This window comes from Salinivibrio kushneri (genome assembly GCF_005280275.1).
Classification (GTDB): Bacteria; Pseudomonadota; Gammaproteobacteria; order Enterobacterales; family Vibrionaceae; genus Salinivibrio; species Salinivibrio kushneri.
This window is the reverse complement of sequence record NZ_CP040021.1, coordinates 2,690,779-2,707,426: the sequence shown is the minus strand read 5'-3', so window position 1 is coordinate 2,707,426 and position 16,648 is coordinate 2,690,779. Positions and strand designations below refer to the sequence as shown.

Sequence of the window (16,648 nt, the reverse complement as noted above, 5' to 3'; positions counted from 1 at the left end):
ACAAGGAGAAAGCGATGCGTCGTCAACAAGGTTTCACCCTGCTCGAGATCATGGTGGTGGTGGTGATTATTGGGTTACTCGCCAGTTTTGTTGCCCCTAACTTACTGGGCAACAAAGACAAAGCCGCGGTGAAAAAAGCGGTGGCGGATGTCAGCGCGCTCGAAAATGCGCTGGATATGTACAAACTGGATAACAACCAGTATCCCACTACCGACCAAGGCTTAGACGCGCTAGTGACCCAGCCGCAAAGTGAGCCGGTGCCCCGTAATTATCCGGCACAAGGCTACATCAAGCGTTTACCGCAAGACCCATGGAATAACGATTATCGCTATGTCAGCCCAGGCGAGCACGGGGTGGTCGATATCTTTTCTCTAGGCGCTGATGGTCAAGAAGGCGGGGAAGGGGTTAACCAAGACATTGGTAACTGGAACCTCAACGAGCTGCAATAAACATGCGTCAAGCAGCCGGCTTTACGTTACTCGAGATCTTGCTGGTGGTGGTCATCGTTGCGGTGAGCGCCTCGGGCGTGATCATGGTGTGGCCTGAACCGGCCGACACCCGTACCCAAGAAGCAGGTCAAGCACTGTATCAGCGGATGAAGCTGTGGGCAGAGCAAAGCTGGTTGGAAGGGCGTACCTATGGCGTGCGTATCGAGCAACAGCGCTATCAACTTTTAGTGTTGGGACAAGAACAATGGCAACCAGTCAGCAGTGACCGCTGGGCGACCCAAGGGCGCTTGCCCGAGCAAAGCCGCTTTGTCTTAACCATGGACGGCTTTGGTTGGCAGCAACAAGACAGGTTGTTCGAGGATAAGCCGCTGTTTGAGGATTTGTTTGACGAGGACGATGAGCAGACGGTGGCGCCACCGCAAATCTGGCTACTGCCCAATGGTGAGCTGACGCCGTTTACCCTGATGATTGAAACAGATGGCCGTGCGGTCTGGCAGCTCAAAGCCAATGAACTGGCGCAGTTTACCTGGCAGCGTGCAGGAGAGGGCGATGATGTTAGTGCGCGCTAACTCACAACAGGGAATGACTTTGCTTGAGGTCTTAGTCGCGGTAGCGATCTTTGCCGTGGCGGCGCTGAGTGTGATGAAAGCCACGGGGCAACACACCCGCTCACTGAGTCGCTTAGAACAAAAAACCTTAGCCGCTATGGTGGCGGATAACCAGCTGGCCGAGGTGGTGCTCAGCGCTAAGGTGCCAGATAAAGCCACGCAAGGCACGACTGAGATGGCGGGGCAACAATGGCAATGGCAGTTGGCGCCAGTCGCCACAGAAACCGGCCAGTTGCGTGCGGTTGATATGTCAGTGGCTGCCGCCGCAGAGACCGATAACCCGTTAGTGACCGTGAGGACCTATGTCGCCACGCGTTGAACGAGGATTTACCTTATTGGAAGTGCTGTTGGCGTTGGTGGTATTCGCCAGCATTAGTTTGACCGCCTACCAAGTCCTGCAAACCGTGCAGCGCAGTGATGAGCAGTCTCAGCAGGTGGGGGAGACCTTACAGCAACTGCAGCGCGCGTTGGTGATCATGGACAGTGACTTTCGGCAAATGGCGGCAAGACGTCAGCGGGTCGAAGGACAAGCGCCAACAGAGCAGCTGCTAATCGCTGGTTCTGACGTGTTGCAAAGTGACGCAATGGGCGTGCGCTTTACCCGCACCGGCTGGATTAATCCACAAATGCGCTTTCCGCGTGGTGAAGTGGTGGCGGTCGGGTACCGTCAGCGCGAGGGCAAGCTTGAGCGCTTGCGCTGGCGTTACCCTGACCAAGCGGCGAGCGATGAGCCCGCGGTGGCGACGCTGCTCAGTGATATTGATGATTTGAGCTTTCGCTTCTACGTCAAACAGGGTTGGCAGGACGGTTTCGATACCAAACACGCATTACCGAAAGCGGTTCAAGTGCGCTTTACCCATCCACGCTATGGCCAGTTAGTACGCACTTATCTCGTGGCTGGGCAAACCTTGCCGGCTCCCTTGCAGCGGGAGGCGCAATGAGTCGGCAGCGAGGCGCGGCCCTTTTAGTGGTGATGATGATCATGGCGCTGATGACCGCGATTGCCGGGAACATGGCGTCGCGGTTGTACACCAACTATCATCGCGCTGAAAACCAGCTGCATTTTCAGCAAGCCTACTGGTTTGGCAATGCGGTTGAGGGGTTGGCGGCATCGGTATTGCGTGAGAGCTTAGCAGGCAGTGAGACGGTGAATTTAAGTCAGGCCTGGGCAGAGCCGGCTCGAACCTTTCCGCTCGATGGCGGGAAAGTAAGTGGGCACTTACAAGATGCGAGCGCCTGTTTTAACCTTAATAGTTTACAGTTGCGCGGCGTCAAAGTGGGTGGGGCGACACCCTATGAGGTCACTGTGTTGCGGGCGTTGGTGGGACAGTATGTGGAAGATAGTTATCAAGCGGATGTCATCGCGCAAGCAAGCCGTGATTTTATTGATGAAAACAATCAGCTGGATCAGTCGCTCGGGGCAGAAGACGCGCACTATGAAAGCGTCCAGCCTGCGTATGTGACGGCGGATGCGTTGCTGGCCGATGTGAGTGAGTGGCGTGCGGTGCGTGGGGTGAATGGTGACGTGTTTCGGCGTGCCTCGCCCCAGCTTTGCGCGTTGCCTAGCGCTGAGCTTAAGGTCAATGTGAATACCTTAACCGAGAAACAAGCGCCTTTGCTTTCTGCACTATTTACCTCCGCGTTACCGGTGGAACAAGCGCAGCAGGTGATTGCGCAGCGGCCTGAAGCAGGGTGGAAAAGTGTCGCCGCGTTTATCGACACCTTGAGTCTCCCCGAGTTTGATGACGCCGAGCGAGAGCGAGTCGTGTCCTATCTCAGCGTGACCAGCGAGTTCTTTTTATTACAAGCCGATGTGCAGGTGGCCTCTGCCCAACGTCACATCCAGGCACTATTGCACTATCAAGACGAGGGCGAGGTTTCCATTGTACGCCGTCAGTTCGGAGGAATGCGTGAGCGAGCGACTGATAATAAGGATCAGTGATGCCAGCCAGCCCGTTTATTGGGCGCAGGTTCGTACCAGTGATAACCAGGTGGTGGATAGCGGCTGTTGTCAGCAACTGTCAGCGTTAACCGAGCAAGCACAAACACGACCCGTGGTGGTGTTGGTGGACAGCACTTGGTTAACATTAACCTCGGTGACATTGCCCCCTGGATCTCGGCGCCAGCGCGACAAGGTGGTGCCTTACTTACTCGAGGAAGCCTTGGCGGAAGAGGTGGAAGCGGTACACGTGAGTATTGTTGACACCCAGGCAGACACGGCACAGGTGGCCGTGGTGGCGCATCAGCAAATGCAAGCTTGGCAACAAGCGTTGGACGAAGCCGGGATAAGTGCACGGCAGTGGATCCCCGATGTGCTGTGTATACCTTGGCAACCCGAGTCATTATCACTGTTGGCATTGGGTGAACAGTGGTTGTGCCGTTTGGGGGCCAATCAAGGCGTGGTAGGCTCGGCGGACTGGCTCACCTTTTGGGGACAGACTTGGTGGCGACAGCAGCAAGCGCAGGCGGACAGTAACACGCCTGAGCAGACTCGTACTCTTAGCATTGACGCTTACGGTGAAAGTGATCGGCAAACGTCCAATCCCTTTCATGCCTTACCGTTTCAATCTGAGTGGCATACAGAGGCGGCGCTGCACGTGTTGGCCATGCACAGCCACTCGGTGACGGCCAATATACTAACCGGAGATTATCGACCGCAAAGTCAAACCAAGCAGACACTGAAACCCTTTTTACCTGCCGCGTGTCTATTGGTCGCTATCGCTGGTTTGCTTGGTGTCGAGCAATGGCTGTCGATTCGTGATACCCAACAGCAAGCGCAGGCCCTACGGACGCAAAGCGAAGCCCTGTTTCGTCAAACCTTGCCGCAGTATGAGCGGATCCCGACGCGCTCATACATGGTGCGGCAAATGGATGCAGAGATCGCGCGGTTGGAAAACCAACAACATGATGCGGCGCTTTTACCTTGGTTGGCGCAGTTAGCTCCCCTACTCACAGAGGTGCCCGGTATCGAGCTTCAGGCACTGCGTTATCAAGCCAATCGCGACGCCTTGATACTGAGGGCAACCGGCAATGATTTCGCCCAATTTGAACGCTTACGTGCTGCCTTGAGTGAGCATTATGCGACAGACTTGGGGCAGCTTAATCGCAGTGGTGAGACGGTCAGCGGTGAATTTACCTTAAGGAGCCAATCATGATCGCACGTATTCAGGCACAGTGGCAGTCGATCAGCGTGCGCGAGCAGCGGCTTTTGTTGGTTGCCGGCGGTGTGTTGCTGTTAAGTGTGCTTTATTGGGGTATTGTGGTGCCGATACAGACACAAGCTGATCAGGCACGGACTGCCGTGATCAGTGAGCGAAAGATTTACCGTGAGCTGCAACAAAAACGCAATCATATTATGCAATTGCGTTCACAGTCTGGACACAGTCGCCAAGTGGTGGCCAGTCGAAACCAACCGCTTAACCAAGTGATCGCGGCCAGTGCGGGTGAGTTCAATCTGACCATTACACGGTTACAGCCTGGGGAAGACAGTGTGCAATTGGGTCTCGAACCTCTACCGTTTAATCAATTACTACGGTGGCTAGAGCAACTGGCGCAGCGACACGGGATTCAAGTCGTTCGCTTAAGCACTGAAGCGACCGATACGGCCGGTGTGGTGAAAGTCAACCGACTGCAGCTGGAGCGCTAACCATGGGGAAAAAAGTACTGATAGGAGTAGGATGTCTGTTGGTTTTTATTGTGAGTGCGATAGTGCACGCCCCAGCAACCTTACTGCGCTTAGCGCCTTTGCCGGCCGAGCTACAGCTTAGCGGTATCCATGGCACTGTCTGGCAGGGCCAAATCAGGCAAGTTCGTTGGCAAGACCAGGCTGTCGGCCCAGTACAATGGGATCTCCATTGGCATCGGTTATTGACCCGCGCCACACTGGAAACGGCCATCAAGGTTAAAGGCCCGCAAGGTCTCAGCGGAAAAGGCGTGGTGGGTTTTAATGGCACCGAGCTAACGCTTTCTCAAACCTTGCTCTCTGCCCCGGCGCACCTGCTGACTCGTTCGGTGGCCCTGCCGCCGAGTGTGTCGATTGATGGCCGACTGGATGTGATTGTCCGCGAGGCGGTGTTGGCAGAGTCAGGGTGTCAGCAGTTAGCGGGACGGATTCAGTGGCAGCAGGCCGGGCTAACCCTGCCCTCGGGACGGCTCAATGATATCCCATTGCGTGCTTCTCTCGCCTGTGACGGCCAAGGTGTCGCGGCGCGGGGGCAAGGTGATTCCCCGTCGTTGAGTAATAAGTTTTCATTGTCAATTACACCGTCTGGGCGATACTCTGTGTCAGGATGGCTGAAGCCGGGGCCAGCCTATCCTGAGCCAATGAAAGCACCTCTCTCTTGGTTAGGCGCACCGGATAATCAAGGACGCTATCGCTTTTCTTTTCGCGGCTAACAAGGCCTGATAGGCTTATCAAAAAGGGTGGCAAATCACGATATGACGCAGCGTAAATTTCCTCACATTCAGTCTAAGCAGGTGGTCGCCGCTTCTCGCTTGTTTAAAGTGGAGTCGCTAGAGCTGATTTTTAGCAATGGCGTCGAGCGTACCTATGAGCGGATGAAACCGTCGGGGCGTAATGCCGTGATGATGGTGCCGGTGACCGAATCGGGCGATCTCTTACTGGTACGCGAATATGCCGCAGGGACAGAGCAGTATGAGCTGGGCTTTCCCAAAGGACTGATTGACCCGGGTGAAGCGCCCGAGCAAGCCGCAGTGCGGGAACTGAAAGAGGAAATCGGCCAAGGTGCCCGTGAGCTAGTGCCACTGAAAGAGGTTGTTCTGGCACCGTCGTACTTTTCCAGCCGCATGACGCTTATGTTGGCACGTGATTTGTATCCAGAAAGCCTAGAAGGGGATGAGCCTGAACCGCTTGAGATCATTCGTTGGCCACTTGCCCAAGCGGAAGAGTTACTCACCCACGGTGATTTCTGTGAAGCGCGCAGTATCACCGCATTAATGATGGCGCTGAAGTACTTACAATCTGAGAGGTGAGGCATGGCACTGCCTGAGTTGTTGCCCGAGGTAATTGAGATTGCTCGCTCTGCGGGTCAGGTTATTTTAGATATTTACCAAGACGGTGATTTTGAAGCGATCACCAAAAGTGACCAAACCCCAGTGACCAGTGCTGATTTAGCGGCACATAAGCTGATCACGGAAAAGCTCACCGCGTTGACGCCAGACATCCCCGTGTTATCGGAAGAAGACTGTGGTGTGCCATTAAGCGACCGTCAGCAATGGCAGCGCTATTGGTTGATTGACCCGCTAGACGGTACCCAAGAGTTCATTGCGGGCAGCGGTGACTTTGCCACTATTATCGCGCTGGTGGAGGACAACCATCCCGTGATGGGCGTGGTGTATGCGCCCGTCTCCGGGGTGACCTATTATGCTTGCCAAGACAAAGGGGCCTGGAAAATAACCCCAGATGGCGAAATGCATCGCATCTCGACAATGAAGCGAGAAGAGACGCTCACATCAATCTCAATCGCTATTAGCCGTCGCCAAGATATTCATGCGGTCACCGAAAAGCTGGCACCTGAAATTAATTATGATTTGGTGCCGTTAGGTTCGGCGGCACTCAAAGCCTGCTTGGTCGCAGAAGGCGCAGTCGATTGTTATTTGCGCTTGGGCCCCACAGGGGAGTGGGACACGGCGGCGACACAGTGCATTGTCGAGCAAGCGGGTGGACGTATTCTGAGCACCGAGCTAGGGGCCTTGTCATACAACGAACGGGACTCATTACAGAACCCTAACTTTATTGTGTTAGGGGATGAGTCGCTCGCGTGGTCGTCGATACTGCGGGCATCGTAATGATTGACGGCACCGTCAGGTGCCGTTTTCTTGATTACCGTTCAGAACAAGCGATTCAAGCCATTAAGCGCCGCCACCCGGTAAGCTTCGGCCATGGTCGGGTAGTTGAAGGTGGTATTCACAAAATAGTCGATGGTATTCCCTTCGCCTTTTTGCTCAAAAATCGCTTGGCCGATATGAATGATTTCCGAGGCGCGTTCACCAAAGCAGTGAATGCCTAATATCTCGCGGGTATCGCGGTGGAAAAGGATTTTTAAACTGCCGACATCCATCCCCGCGATTTGCGCGCGTGCTAAGTGCTTGAATAGCGATCGGCCAACTTCATACGGGACTTTTTCTGCGGTGAGCTCTTGCTCGGTTTTACCCACTGAGCTGATTTCTGGAATGGTATAGATCCCCGTGGGGATGTGTTCAATCAAGCGCACGTTGGCGTTGCCTTGGCAAATGGCTTCCGCCACCACACGCCCTTGATCATAAGCGGCACTGGCAAGGCTAGGATAACCAATCACATCACCGACGGCATAGATATGCCCCACTTCTGTTGCGTAGCTTTCGCTATCAACGTCGAGCTGCCCACGCGAGTTAGGTGTAAGGCCGACCGAGGACAAATTGAGTTTATCGGTATTGCCTGCGCGGCCATTGGCATAGAGCAGACAATCTGCTTTCATTTTTTTGCCTGACTCAAGGTGCACAATCACGCCATCATCCGTGCCCTCAATGCGCTCATAGGTCTCATCATTGCGGATCATGACACCGCTACTGCCAAAGTGATAAGACAAAGCATCAGAGATTTCATTGTCCAAAAATGACAGCAAGCGGTCACGGGTATTGATTAAATCCACTTTGACCCCGAGTCCGCGGAAGATAGACGCATATTCACTGCCAATCACGCCTGCCCCATAAATCATCACATGGCGCGGATCATGGGCTAACGACAAAATGGAGTCACTGTCGTAGATGCGTGGGTGAGAAAAATCCACATCGGCAGGCTGATAAGGGCGAGAGCCGGTGGCAATCACAAAGTGATCGGCGGTGTAAGTATCAGCGCTGCCATCACTATGATGCACGGTTAAGGTATGCGCATCGACAAACTCGGCGTTGCCATGGAGCAGGGTGCACTGGTTGCGGTCATAGAACCCTTGGCGCATGCGGGTTTGTTTACCAATCACAGACTCGGCATGGCTGAGTATTTGAGAAAAGGTACTGTGGATACTCTTACTGTTTTGGGTGTAGATAGGGCTTTGATTGAATTCAATGATCCGGCTGACAGTGTGGCGTAGTGCTTTAGACGGGATGGTGCCCCAATGGGTACAACCACCGCCAACGGTGCTTTCTCGCTCAATCACTGCGACTCGCTTACCGGCTTTGGATAAGCCCATAGCGGCCCCTTCTCCGCCGGGGCCGCTGCCTATTACGATAGCGTCAAAATGATCTTGCGGGCGAGGGCTTGACTTGCTCATAGGGTTCAGACCTTATTTTCATTATTGCAACATCTGTTTATGACCAGTTTAACGCTTATTATCCGTAAGGTTAACTTTCGCAGCCAAATCTGTGTTCCAATCCGCGCGATAGCGATGGGGAGCGCCGCCTAGATTGGCTGATTTAAACGCTAAAATTGCGTATAGTGACACCATGGTGACCATGAGTAGAGTGCGATGGGTATTCGAGCACAACAAAAAGAAAAAACGCGCCGTTCTGTCATTGATGCGGCGTTCAGCCAGCTCAGTGCTGAACGCAGTTTTTCTAGCCTCAGTCTACGCGAAGTGGCGCGCGAGGCGGGAATCGCCCCTACTTCTTTCTATCGTCACTTCAAAGATATGGATGAGCTGGGGTTGACCATGGTCGACGAGGGCGGACTATTGCTCCGACAACTGATGCGTCAGGCGCGTCAGCGGATCGCCGCGGAAGGCAGTGTGGTACGCACCTCGGTAGAAACCTTTATGGAATTTATCGAAAGCAGCCCCAATGTGTTTCGGCTACTTTTGCGCGAGCGATCAGGCACCTCTTCGGCATTCCGTGCTGCCGTGGCTCGAGAAATCCAACATTTTGTTGCTGAGTTGACCGAGTATTTACAATCTCGCACGCAGCTCACCTATGAAGAAGCGTACAATCAGTCGGAAGCATGTGTGATCTTGGTCTTTAATATGGGCGCGGAAGCGCTTGATCTCGATCCTCACGCCCGCGCAGAATTGTCCGAGCGCATGGTGTTACAATTACGCATGATAGCCAAGGGAGCTTACTGGTACCGCAAAGACCGGGAGCGGCGAGCCTTACAGGAAAAACTGTCATAAAACAGGTGAAGACATGGAACACGAGCAAGTGAAATCAGAACGTAAATTTTTGCTGCTGGCACTGGTTACCGGCATTTGTGGAAGTGCAACTCTCGCGACACTGTTCGTCAGTGGTGTGGCATTTTCTATTTTTCCCATTCTCGCGTTTGTACTGGCCGTGCACGCTTGCTACCAACTTCACGAACGCCAGCCGCTGACTGAAGGCACGCCGCTGATTGCGTTTGCCTGCTTCTTAGTGGGAGCATTTGGCTATTCAGCGTTTATCCGTATGCAAATGCCAGAGCTGGGCGGCAACTTCTTCTCGATTTTGGTTGCCATGGCACTGGCGTTCTGGGTCGGCCATAAACTGGGCTTTTTCAGCCGCAAAGCGAAAAACGATACCGCCTCTGACGTCTAATTGCTTTTAAGACAGCCGTTGGCGAAACGCAAAAAAGGCGTCGAGAAGACGCCTTTTTACGTTTATCCGCGCTTGCTTGCCGTGACTATTTGCGCTCTAACCACACCCCGGCTTCGGTATGGTGGGTGAACGGGAATTGATCAAACAGCGCACAGCGACTAATGCGGTGTGTTTGGCTGAGGCGTTCTAGGTTTTCGGCCAAAGTCTCAGGGTTACAGGAGATATATAAAATCCGATCGTAACCTTGCACCATTTTGCAGGTTTCATCATCCATGCCCGCACGAGGGGGATCGACAAAAATGGTATTGCACTGATAGTCGCTCAGCGTCACCCCTTGATCTTTTAAGCGGCGGAACTCGCGCTCGCCATTGATTGCTTGGGTGAATTCTTCGGCAGACATGCGAATAATCTGCACATTGTCGATATTGTTGGCGGCAATATTGTACTGCGCCGATTGCACTGAGGGTTTCGCCAGCTCGGTGGCGAGGACGCGGCGAAAGTTTTTCGCCAAGGCGAGGGAAAAGTTGCCGTTCCCGCAATACAGCTCCAGCAAATCGCCTTGGCTATCGCGGGTGCAATCAATGGCCCATTCCAGCATTTTTTCCGCCACCGGCCCGTTAGGTTGGGTAAAGCTGTTTTCAATTTGCTGGTAGATCAATGTCTGACCATCGGCATTGAGCTTTTCCAAAACGTAGTCGCGGTCTAGCACTTTCTTTTGCTTGCGCGCACGGCCAATCAGGTTGAGATTAAAACCCTCATCGTTCAAACGTTGTTTAAGCGCTTGCGCGGCGCTGTCCCACTCTTCGTCTAGCTGGCGATGATAGAGTAACGACACCAAGATCTCACCGCTTAAGGTGGAGAGGAAATCAACCTGGAACAGTTTACGTCGCAAGGCGTCGTTGGGCTTGATGGCCTCCATTAATAGAGGCATGAGGTCATTGATCAAGCGGCTCGCGGCAGGAAAGGTATCGACGCGATATTTTTGCTTGGTCGCAGGATCAAACATGATGTAATACAGGTCGTCGCCTTCATGCCATACCCGAAACTCTGCGCGCATCCGATAGTGGGTTTCCGGTGAGCGAAAAACTTCTAGCTCAGGTGCGTGAAACGGCGCGAGTTGTGCATTGAGTCGTTGGACTTTCTCAGCAAGCTGTGTGTCGTAGTCAACGGCGGTGTGAGCCTTGGTCATGATGGCTGCCTCAGCGATTGGAAAATGAGCGCAGATTTTAGACAAATCCCCAGCTATGTCCACCCTTGCTCACGATTCTCCCTTATTCAATAAGGTTATCAATGGACAATATCCATCTAGACGGCTACTATCCCTGCGTGGGTCAGTGCTCTGTCTATACCCAATAGGACGGATCACAGGAATGCGGTGAGAGTCCGCAACTGACGCGCAGCGGTGTAAGAGAACGACCCTAACCCGACCCAAGGTCAGACACTGTCGCCAATGCTGATAAATAGTATGCGATGGGAAGTCGTTAGCAGTAGGCGGCGAAAGCCATGCTCTTAAGTCCGAATACAGCCCACAGACGCAGCACGTCGCTGCACATTCTCGCGATAGGAAGGAACAACCAATGAACAAACAGATAGTGGCGAGCCTGGTGGCAGCGTCATTTTTCCCTGTGAGCACGTGGGCCGAGCCAAACACCGAAACGGTGGTGGTGACCGCCAGTCGGTTTGCGCAGTCCGATGCCTCGGTATTGCAATCAGCAACCATTTTGACGCGTCAAGACATTGCGCGTTTGCAGGCGCGAAGCCTTGTCGATGTATTGCGCACGGTACCGAGCATCGAGATTGCTCAAAGCGGAGGCCGTGGACAAATTGCCTCTATTTTTATGCGCGGCACAGAATCAGACCACTCTTTAGTCTTGATTGATGGGGTGCGTATGGCCTCGTCCATCACAGGCTCGGTGGATTTTAATCAGATCCCAGTAAACAGTATCGAGCGGATTGAGATCATTCGCGGCGCACGCGCCACACTGTATGGGTCGAGTGCGATTGGTGGTGTGATCAATATCATCACCAAAACCGATAAAGAGATAGCCAATGTTTCCGTAACCATGGGCAGTTTGGATCATAATGCGATTAACGGCGCTTGGGCAACAAAATTGGGCGATAAGGGTCACTTTTCTGGCATGGCTGGGTATGAGTCCAATGATGGATACAATGTTCATCCGATGGCAAGTAACCGGGGTGATCAGCATGGTTTTACTGGCCGCAATGCACAACTTGGATACAGCCATCGTTGGAATGCATCTTGGTCGGCCGATATCACCGGACGCTGGTACCAGAATGAATACGATTACGATTATTCAGGGAGCTTGAAACATGGCTGGTTAGAAAGCCAAGCACTGGCTGGCAATCTGAATTATCGCTCAGGGGTCTGGAGTGCAACACTCAGCGCAGAAATCTCCCAACAAGAAAACTATGACTACAGCCCTGGCAGTGACCGTAAAAACAATAAAACTTCAGATGTTGAGCAAGTCTCTACCTCGTTGGGACTCCAGTATCAAGCTACGGAGGATTGGCTGCTTGGTGGTGGTGTGGATTATCGACAAGATACCTTTAATGAAGGAAGCTTGATTACCAACCCCGATGATATTGCAATCAACCCGCGTGATAACCTTGGCACTTACCTTTTAACGCAATTTAGCCCAGTAGAGCCACTATCTATTGAGGCAAGCGCACGCTCGGATGATAACGAACAATACGGACAACATACGACGTGGCAGACAAGCGCGGGCCTTGCGATAGCGGATGGATATCAATTGGTCGCCAGCTACGGCACCGCTTTTAAGGCCCCAAGTCTGACTGAACTTTACGGATGGGGCGGTAATGCAACGCTCAAGCCGGAGGAATCATCCAACACCGAGCTTGCTCTTCGTGGCGTGACGGCTGACGTTGATTGGTCACTTACAGGCTATATCAATCGCATTGATAATCTCATTCAGTATGCAGGCAGTTACCCCAATGGCCAGAATCAAAACGTGGACAAGGCTAAGATCGAAGGCGTTGAGTTTATTGCCAACTTTGATGTGCACGCTTTACACAACCGCATATCTTTAGAATACAAAGATCCTGAAAATGAGAAAACGGGTGAGCAGCTCCAGCGTCGCGCCAAACGGGTGGCGAAATGGGATACATCGTACCAATGGGAACGCGTATTGCTGGGCACACAGTGGCAATATCAAAGCGAGCGAACTGATTGGAATGACCGCTTAGGTAGTTATAGTCTTTGGGTGGTCACTGCATCCTATCAGGCGACCGATAATCTGACCGTAAAAGGTAAAGTCGATAATGTATTTGATAAAGACTACGAAACCGCGGGTGGTTATCCTGCGCCTGAACGCGCCTACTTTATGACGTTGGACTATCAGTACTAGTGATAGCTTCTCTGCGATACTAGCTTTCTTCACGCCCTTGTCGTTATGATAAGGGCGTTTTTATTGTATGGGTGACTCATGGCGCAGCCTAACATTCTGATCTTTGACTCTGGTGTGGGTGGTTTATCGATTTATCAGTCAGTGCGAGAGCAGCTACCTGACGCTAACTACACCTATTTGTTCGATAACGAAGCTTTTCCATACGGTGAGTTAGAGGACACGCGCTTGGTCACACGGGTGGCGGCTCAAGTGCGCGCTGTGTGTGCGCATCATGATATTGATATCGTGGTCATTGCATGCAATACCGCATCGACGTTGGTATTACCGACGCTCCGTCAGCAGTTAGCGCTTCCGGTCGTGGGGGTTGTGCCTGCGATCAAGCCTGCAGCAGCGATCAGTCAGAAAAAAATCATTGGCTTGCTCGCTACGCCAGCCACCGTCGCCCGCCCTTATACCGAACAATTAGTGGCGGACTTTGCCAAAGATTGCCAGGTAGTCTCAGTCGGTACCACGGCGCTCGTGCATATGGCAGAACGCAAACTCCGGGGGGAGGCGGTGAATCAGCAAGATCTCGCGGCTATATTGCGACCGTTTAAAGGAACCGTCGATACCCTCGTACTGGGTTGCACTCACTTTCCTTTACTGCGTGATGAAATCCAATCAGTAGTGGGTGACTCAGTCCGTTTAATTGATTCGGGAGATGCGATTGCGCGTCGCGTGGTTTCGCTGGTCAGTCTATATAGCGACGAAAGGGCTACCGTTGCGACGTCAAAGCATTATGCTTATGCGACGGCAACCCCTATTAAAGCCGATGCTTTGGCGGACTTTATCCGATCGATAGGTTTTACGGATGTCAGCTATTCGCCTGCTTTTTTGGCTCATTCGCTTCACGGACTTTAAGTGTCCGCTCGCCATAAACATTGTTATTGAGTGCGTTGATAGCGTCGTCGGCATGCCCGGCGGCCATCACCACAAAACCAAATCCTCGTCGCTTGCCGGTTCGCTTGTCTTTCATAAGACGAACGGCAAACACTTCTCCATGTTCGCTAAACAGCGTGCGCACATCATTTTCATTCGCACGATAAGGTAAGTTTCCGACGTATAGCGTTTTGCTTTGCGGAGACTCTTCTTCTTTTTCGCTTGATGGTGTTGATGTAGATGGCCTTTGCTCTGGCTGAATAAAATTGGGTAAAGGAAGATATAGGCAAGCTAGACCACTAAGTATTGCACCCACAGCAAACGAAAGAGCGGGTGAGTTGACGTCCATGAGGCTGACGATAATCGCGCCAAGGACAGCGATGCAGATGACTAAAGCAAAATTAACTGGTGATTTCATAAGCGTCATTAAATAGAACAATTAAAGTGATGACATGACAACAGTCCGGCAATGCATGTCGTGAAAAAGACCAAGAAAACAAGCCAGCGTTACCTTGCGGTAAAGGTCTCGTATCAAGAATGTTTCAAAACGCTGGTTATTCATCATTTTAGGTGGATTATTGCTCAGTCGAAATAAAAAACGTAAAAATCCCTTGTCAGTGTGATCCGTGTCGCTATACTACGCCCCACATCGACACGGCACGCAGGGCAAGCGTTCAGCAAGCATGTCGAAGCAAAAAATCAAATAAAAATAAACGCTTGACGTGAGTTTTTAAAAGATTAAGATAGCCGTCCACTTAACGCTAAGCGTTAGGGAGGTCAAAAAGAGGTTTTGTTTCACCCGGTTGGGTTGAAAATAAAAGATAAAATTTCTTCTTGACTTTAACGGTAAGGCGCGTAAGATACGCAGCCCTGACCGAGCGAAGCGCCGCTTCGCACAGTCAACGCTCTTTAACAATTTGACCTATGCAATCTGTGTGGGCACTCGTTAAGAATAGACAAAAAGATTTATTCAATGAACTGAGTGACCAAACGACAACTTTTATAGTTGTTCGGCACAGTCAATTCGTTTGTCTCTTCGGAGATAAACAGTAATCAGTATTCATTGAGCAGTTTCTACGGAAACACCAAACTTAAATTGAAGAGTTTGATCATGGCTCAGATTGAACGCTGGCGGCAGGCCTAACACATGCAAGTCGAGCGGAAACGGCAGCATTGAAGCTTCGGTGGATTTGCTGGACGTCGAGCGGCGGACGGGTGAGTAACGGCTGGGAACCTGCCCTGACGCGGGGGATAACCGTTGGAAACGACGGCTAATACCGCATAATGTCTTAGTTCATTACGAGCTGGGACCAAAGGTGGCCTCTACATGTAAGCTATCGCGTTGGGATGGGCCCAGTTAGGATTAGCTAGTTGGTAAGGTAATGGCTTACCAAGGCGACGATCCTTAGCTGGTTTGAGAGGATGATCAGCCACACTGGGACTGAGACACGGCCCAGACTCCTACGGGAGGCAGCAGTGGGGAATATTGCACAATGGGGGAGACCCTGATGCAGCCATGCCGCGTGTGTGAAGAAGGCCTTCGGGTTGTAAAGCACTTTCAGCAGTGAGGAAGGTGGTGTACTTAATAAGTGCATGGCTTGACGTTAGCTGCAGAAGAAGCACCGGCTAACTCCGTGCCAGCAGCCGCGGTAATACGGAGGGTGCGAGCGTTAATCGGAATTACTGGGCGTAAAGCGCATGCAGGCGGTTTGTTAAGTCAGATGTGAAAGCCCGGGGCTCAACCTCGGAACCGCATTTGAAACTGGCAGGCTAGAGTCTTGTAGAGGGGGGTAGAATTTCAGGTGTAGCGGTGAAATGCGTAGAGATCTGAAGGAATACCAGTGGCGAAGGCGGCCCCCTGGACAAAGACTGACGCTCAGATGCGAAAGCGTGGGTAGCAAACAGGATTAGATACCCTGGTAGTCCACGCCGTAAACGCTGTCTACTTGGAGGTTGAGGTTTAAGACTTTGGCTTTCGGCGCTAACGCATTAAGTAGACCGCCTGGGGAGTACGGCCGCAAGGTTAAAACTCAAATGAATTGACGGGGGCCCGCACAAGCGGTGGAGCATGTGGTTTAATTCGATGCAACGCGAAGAACCTTACCTACTCTTGACATCCAGCGAATCCTTTAGAGATAGAGGAGTGCCTTCGGGAGCGCTGAGACAGGTGCTGCATGGCTGTCGTCAGCTCGTGTTGTGAAATGTTGGGTTAAGTCCCGCAACGAGCGCAACCCTTATCCTTGTTTGCCAGCACATAATGGTGGGAACTCCAGGGAGACTGCCGGTGATAAACCGGAGGAAGGTGGGGACGACGTCAAGTCATCATGGCCCTTACGAGTAGGGCTACACACGTGCTACAATGGCAGATACAGAGGGCAGCGACGCTGCGAAGTAGAGCGAATCCCTTAAAGTCTGTCGTAGTCCGGATTGGAGTCTGCAACTCGACTCCATGAAGTCGGAATCGCTAGTAATCGTGGATCAGAATGCCACGGTGAATACGTTCCCGGGCCTTGTACACACCGCCCGTCACACCATGGGAGTGGGCTGCACCAGAAGTAGATAGCTTAACCTTCGGGAGGGCGTTTACCACGGTGTGGTTCATGACTGGGGTGAAGTCGTAACAAGGTAGCCCTAGGGGAACCTGGGGCTGGATCACCTCCTTACTGACGCTATTGTTGCGAGTGTTCACACAGATTGCACGGTCATATTGAAAAGCGCTAACTAATGGTAAGCCATTGGTTAACGCTTTTAGGCGTTACTCTGAAAAGAGATGCTCTTTAACAATCTGGAA

Annotated in this window: 17 protein-coding genes, 1 rRNA gene and 1 riboswitch; of the genes, 15 read left to right on the top strand and 3 right to left on the bottom strand. The window is 52.3% G+C overall.

Annotation, left to right across the window (positions count from 1 at the left end):
• The first annotated feature begins 14 nt into the window (after positions 1-14).
• From gspG to cysQ, 10 genes are read left to right on the top strand one after another with little or no spacing between them, the layout of a single operon-like run.
• Entirely contained in the window at positions 15-449 is a 435-nt protein-coding gene (gspG, locus tag FCN78_RS12460; RefSeq protein ID WP_069360806.1) for a type II secretion system major pseudopilin GspG, read from the top strand.
• A 2-nt stretch (positions 450-451) separates the two neighbouring features.
• The gene (gspH, locus tag FCN78_RS12455) at positions 452-1,018 is read left to right on the top strand and encodes a type II secretion system minor pseudopilin GspH (protein ID WP_069360807.1); all 567 of its coding nucleotides are present in this window, start codon (positions 452-454) and stop codon (positions 1,016-1,018) included.
• The gene (gene gspI / locus FCN78_RS12450; protein ID WP_235607600.1) at positions 999-1,376 is read left to right on the top strand and encodes a type II secretion system minor pseudopilin GspI; all 378 of its coding nucleotides are present in this window, start codon (positions 999-1,001) and stop codon (positions 1,374-1,376) included. The genes gspH and gspI overlap by 20 nt, the downstream gene beginning before the upstream one ends.
• A complete protein-coding gene (gene gspJ, locus FCN78_RS12445) occupies positions 1,360-1,998 on the top strand; it encodes a type II secretion system minor pseudopilin GspJ (protein WP_077659646.1) in 639 nt (212 codons plus the stop codon). The genes gspI and gspJ overlap by 17 nt, the downstream gene beginning before the upstream one ends.
• Positions 1,995-2,999, top strand: coding sequence for a type II secretion system minor pseudopilin GspK (gene gspK, locus FCN78_RS12440; protein WP_077659647.1), 1,005 nt, complete (start codon positions 1,995-1,997; stop codon positions 2,997-2,999). The genes gspJ and gspK overlap by 4 nt, the downstream gene beginning before the upstream one ends.
• Entirely contained in the window at positions 2,968-4,212 is a 1,245-nt protein-coding gene (gspL, locus tag FCN78_RS12435; protein ID WP_158014722.1) for a type II secretion system protein GspL, read from the top strand. Before gspK ends, gspL begins: the two co-directional genes overlap by 32 nt.
• On the top strand, positions 4,209-4,703 hold the full coding sequence (locus FCN78_RS12430) for a type II secretion system protein M (RefSeq protein ID WP_069360811.1): 495 nt from the start codon (positions 4,209-4,211) through the stop codon (positions 4,701-4,703). Before gspL ends, FCN78_RS12430 begins: the two co-directional genes overlap by 4 nt.
• A 2-nt stretch (positions 4,704-4,705) precedes the next feature.
• The gene (locus tag FCN78_RS12425) at positions 4,706-5,452 is read left to right on the top strand and encodes a type II secretion system protein N (protein WP_077659649.1); all 747 of its coding nucleotides are present in this window, start codon (positions 4,706-4,708) and stop codon (positions 5,450-5,452) included.
• A gap of 42 nt (positions 5,453-5,494) precedes the next feature.
• A complete protein-coding gene (gene nudE / locus FCN78_RS12420) occupies positions 5,495-6,049 on the top strand; it encodes an ADP compounds hydrolase NudE (RefSeq protein ID WP_069360813.1) in 555 nt (184 codons plus the stop codon).
• A 3-nt stretch (positions 6,050-6,052) separates the two neighbouring features.
• Positions 6,053-6,865, top strand: coding sequence for a 3'(2'),5'-bisphosphate nucleotidase CysQ (cysQ, locus tag FCN78_RS12415; RefSeq protein WP_069360814.1), 813 nt, complete (start codon positions 6,053-6,055; stop codon positions 6,863-6,865).
• Positions 6,866-6,906: 41 nt separating this feature from the next.
• Here the strand turns inward: cysQ and sthA are convergent, their stop codons facing one another.
• On the bottom strand, positions 6,907-8,325 hold the full coding sequence (gene sthA, locus FCN78_RS12410; RefSeq protein ID WP_077522900.1) for a Si-specific NAD(P)(+) transhydrogenase: 1,419 nt from the start codon (positions 8,323-8,325) through the stop codon (positions 6,907-6,909).
• A 195-nt stretch (positions 8,326-8,520) separates the two neighbouring features.
• Between sthA and fabR the strand changes: the two genes are divergently transcribed.
• Both fabR and FCN78_RS12400 read left to right on the top strand, forming a co-directional pair.
• On the top strand, positions 8,521-9,156 hold the full coding sequence (gene fabR, locus FCN78_RS12405) for an HTH-type transcriptional repressor FabR (protein ID WP_077659650.1): 636 nt from the start codon (positions 8,521-8,523) through the stop codon (positions 9,154-9,156).
• Positions 9,157-9,169: 13 nt separating this feature from the next.
• Positions 9,170-9,553: a YijD family membrane protein gene (locus FCN78_RS12400; protein WP_046074424.1), complete on the top strand. Its 384-nt coding sequence runs from the start codon at positions 9,170-9,172 to the stop codon at positions 9,551-9,553.
• Positions 9,554-9,638: 85 nt separating this feature from the next.
• Here the strand turns inward: FCN78_RS12400 and trmA are convergent, their stop codons facing one another.
• Positions 9,639-10,742, bottom strand: coding sequence for a tRNA (uridine(54)-C5)-methyltransferase TrmA (gene trmA / locus FCN78_RS12395; RefSeq protein WP_077659651.1), 1,104 nt, complete (start codon positions 10,740-10,742; stop codon positions 9,639-9,641).
• Between the two features lie 126 nt (positions 10,743-10,868).
• Positions 10,869-11,097, top strand: a riboswitch (cobalamin riboswitch).
• 33 nt (positions 11,098-11,130) lie between these two features.
• On the opposite strand from trmA, the gene FCN78_RS12390 reads away from it, so the two are divergent.
• Positions 11,131-12,939, top strand: a complete 1,809-nt coding sequence (locus FCN78_RS12390) for a TonB-dependent receptor domain-containing protein (RefSeq protein WP_077659652.1) — start codon at positions 11,131-11,133, stop codon at positions 12,937-12,939.
• Positions 12,940-13,017: 78 nt separating this feature from the next.
• Positions 13,018-13,839 (top strand): glutamate racemase, encoded by an 822-nt coding sequence (murI, locus tag FCN78_RS12385; RefSeq protein ID WP_077659653.1) that lies wholly within the window; start codon positions 13,018-13,020, stop codon positions 13,837-13,839.
• Here the strand turns inward: murI and FCN78_RS12380 are convergent.
• Positions 13,793-14,275: an RNA recognition motif domain-containing protein gene (locus FCN78_RS12380; protein WP_077486678.1), complete on the bottom strand. Its 483-nt coding sequence runs from the start codon at positions 14,273-14,275 to the stop codon at positions 13,793-13,795. The two genes, murI and FCN78_RS12380, sit on opposite strands and share 47 nt — an antisense overlap.
• Positions 14,276-14,950: 675 nt before the next feature.
• Between FCN78_RS12380 and FCN78_RS12375 the strand changes: the two genes are divergently transcribed.
• A 16S ribosomal RNA gene (locus tag FCN78_RS12375) occupies positions 14,951-16,520 on the top strand.
• Positions 16,521-16,648 lie beyond the last annotated feature (128 nt).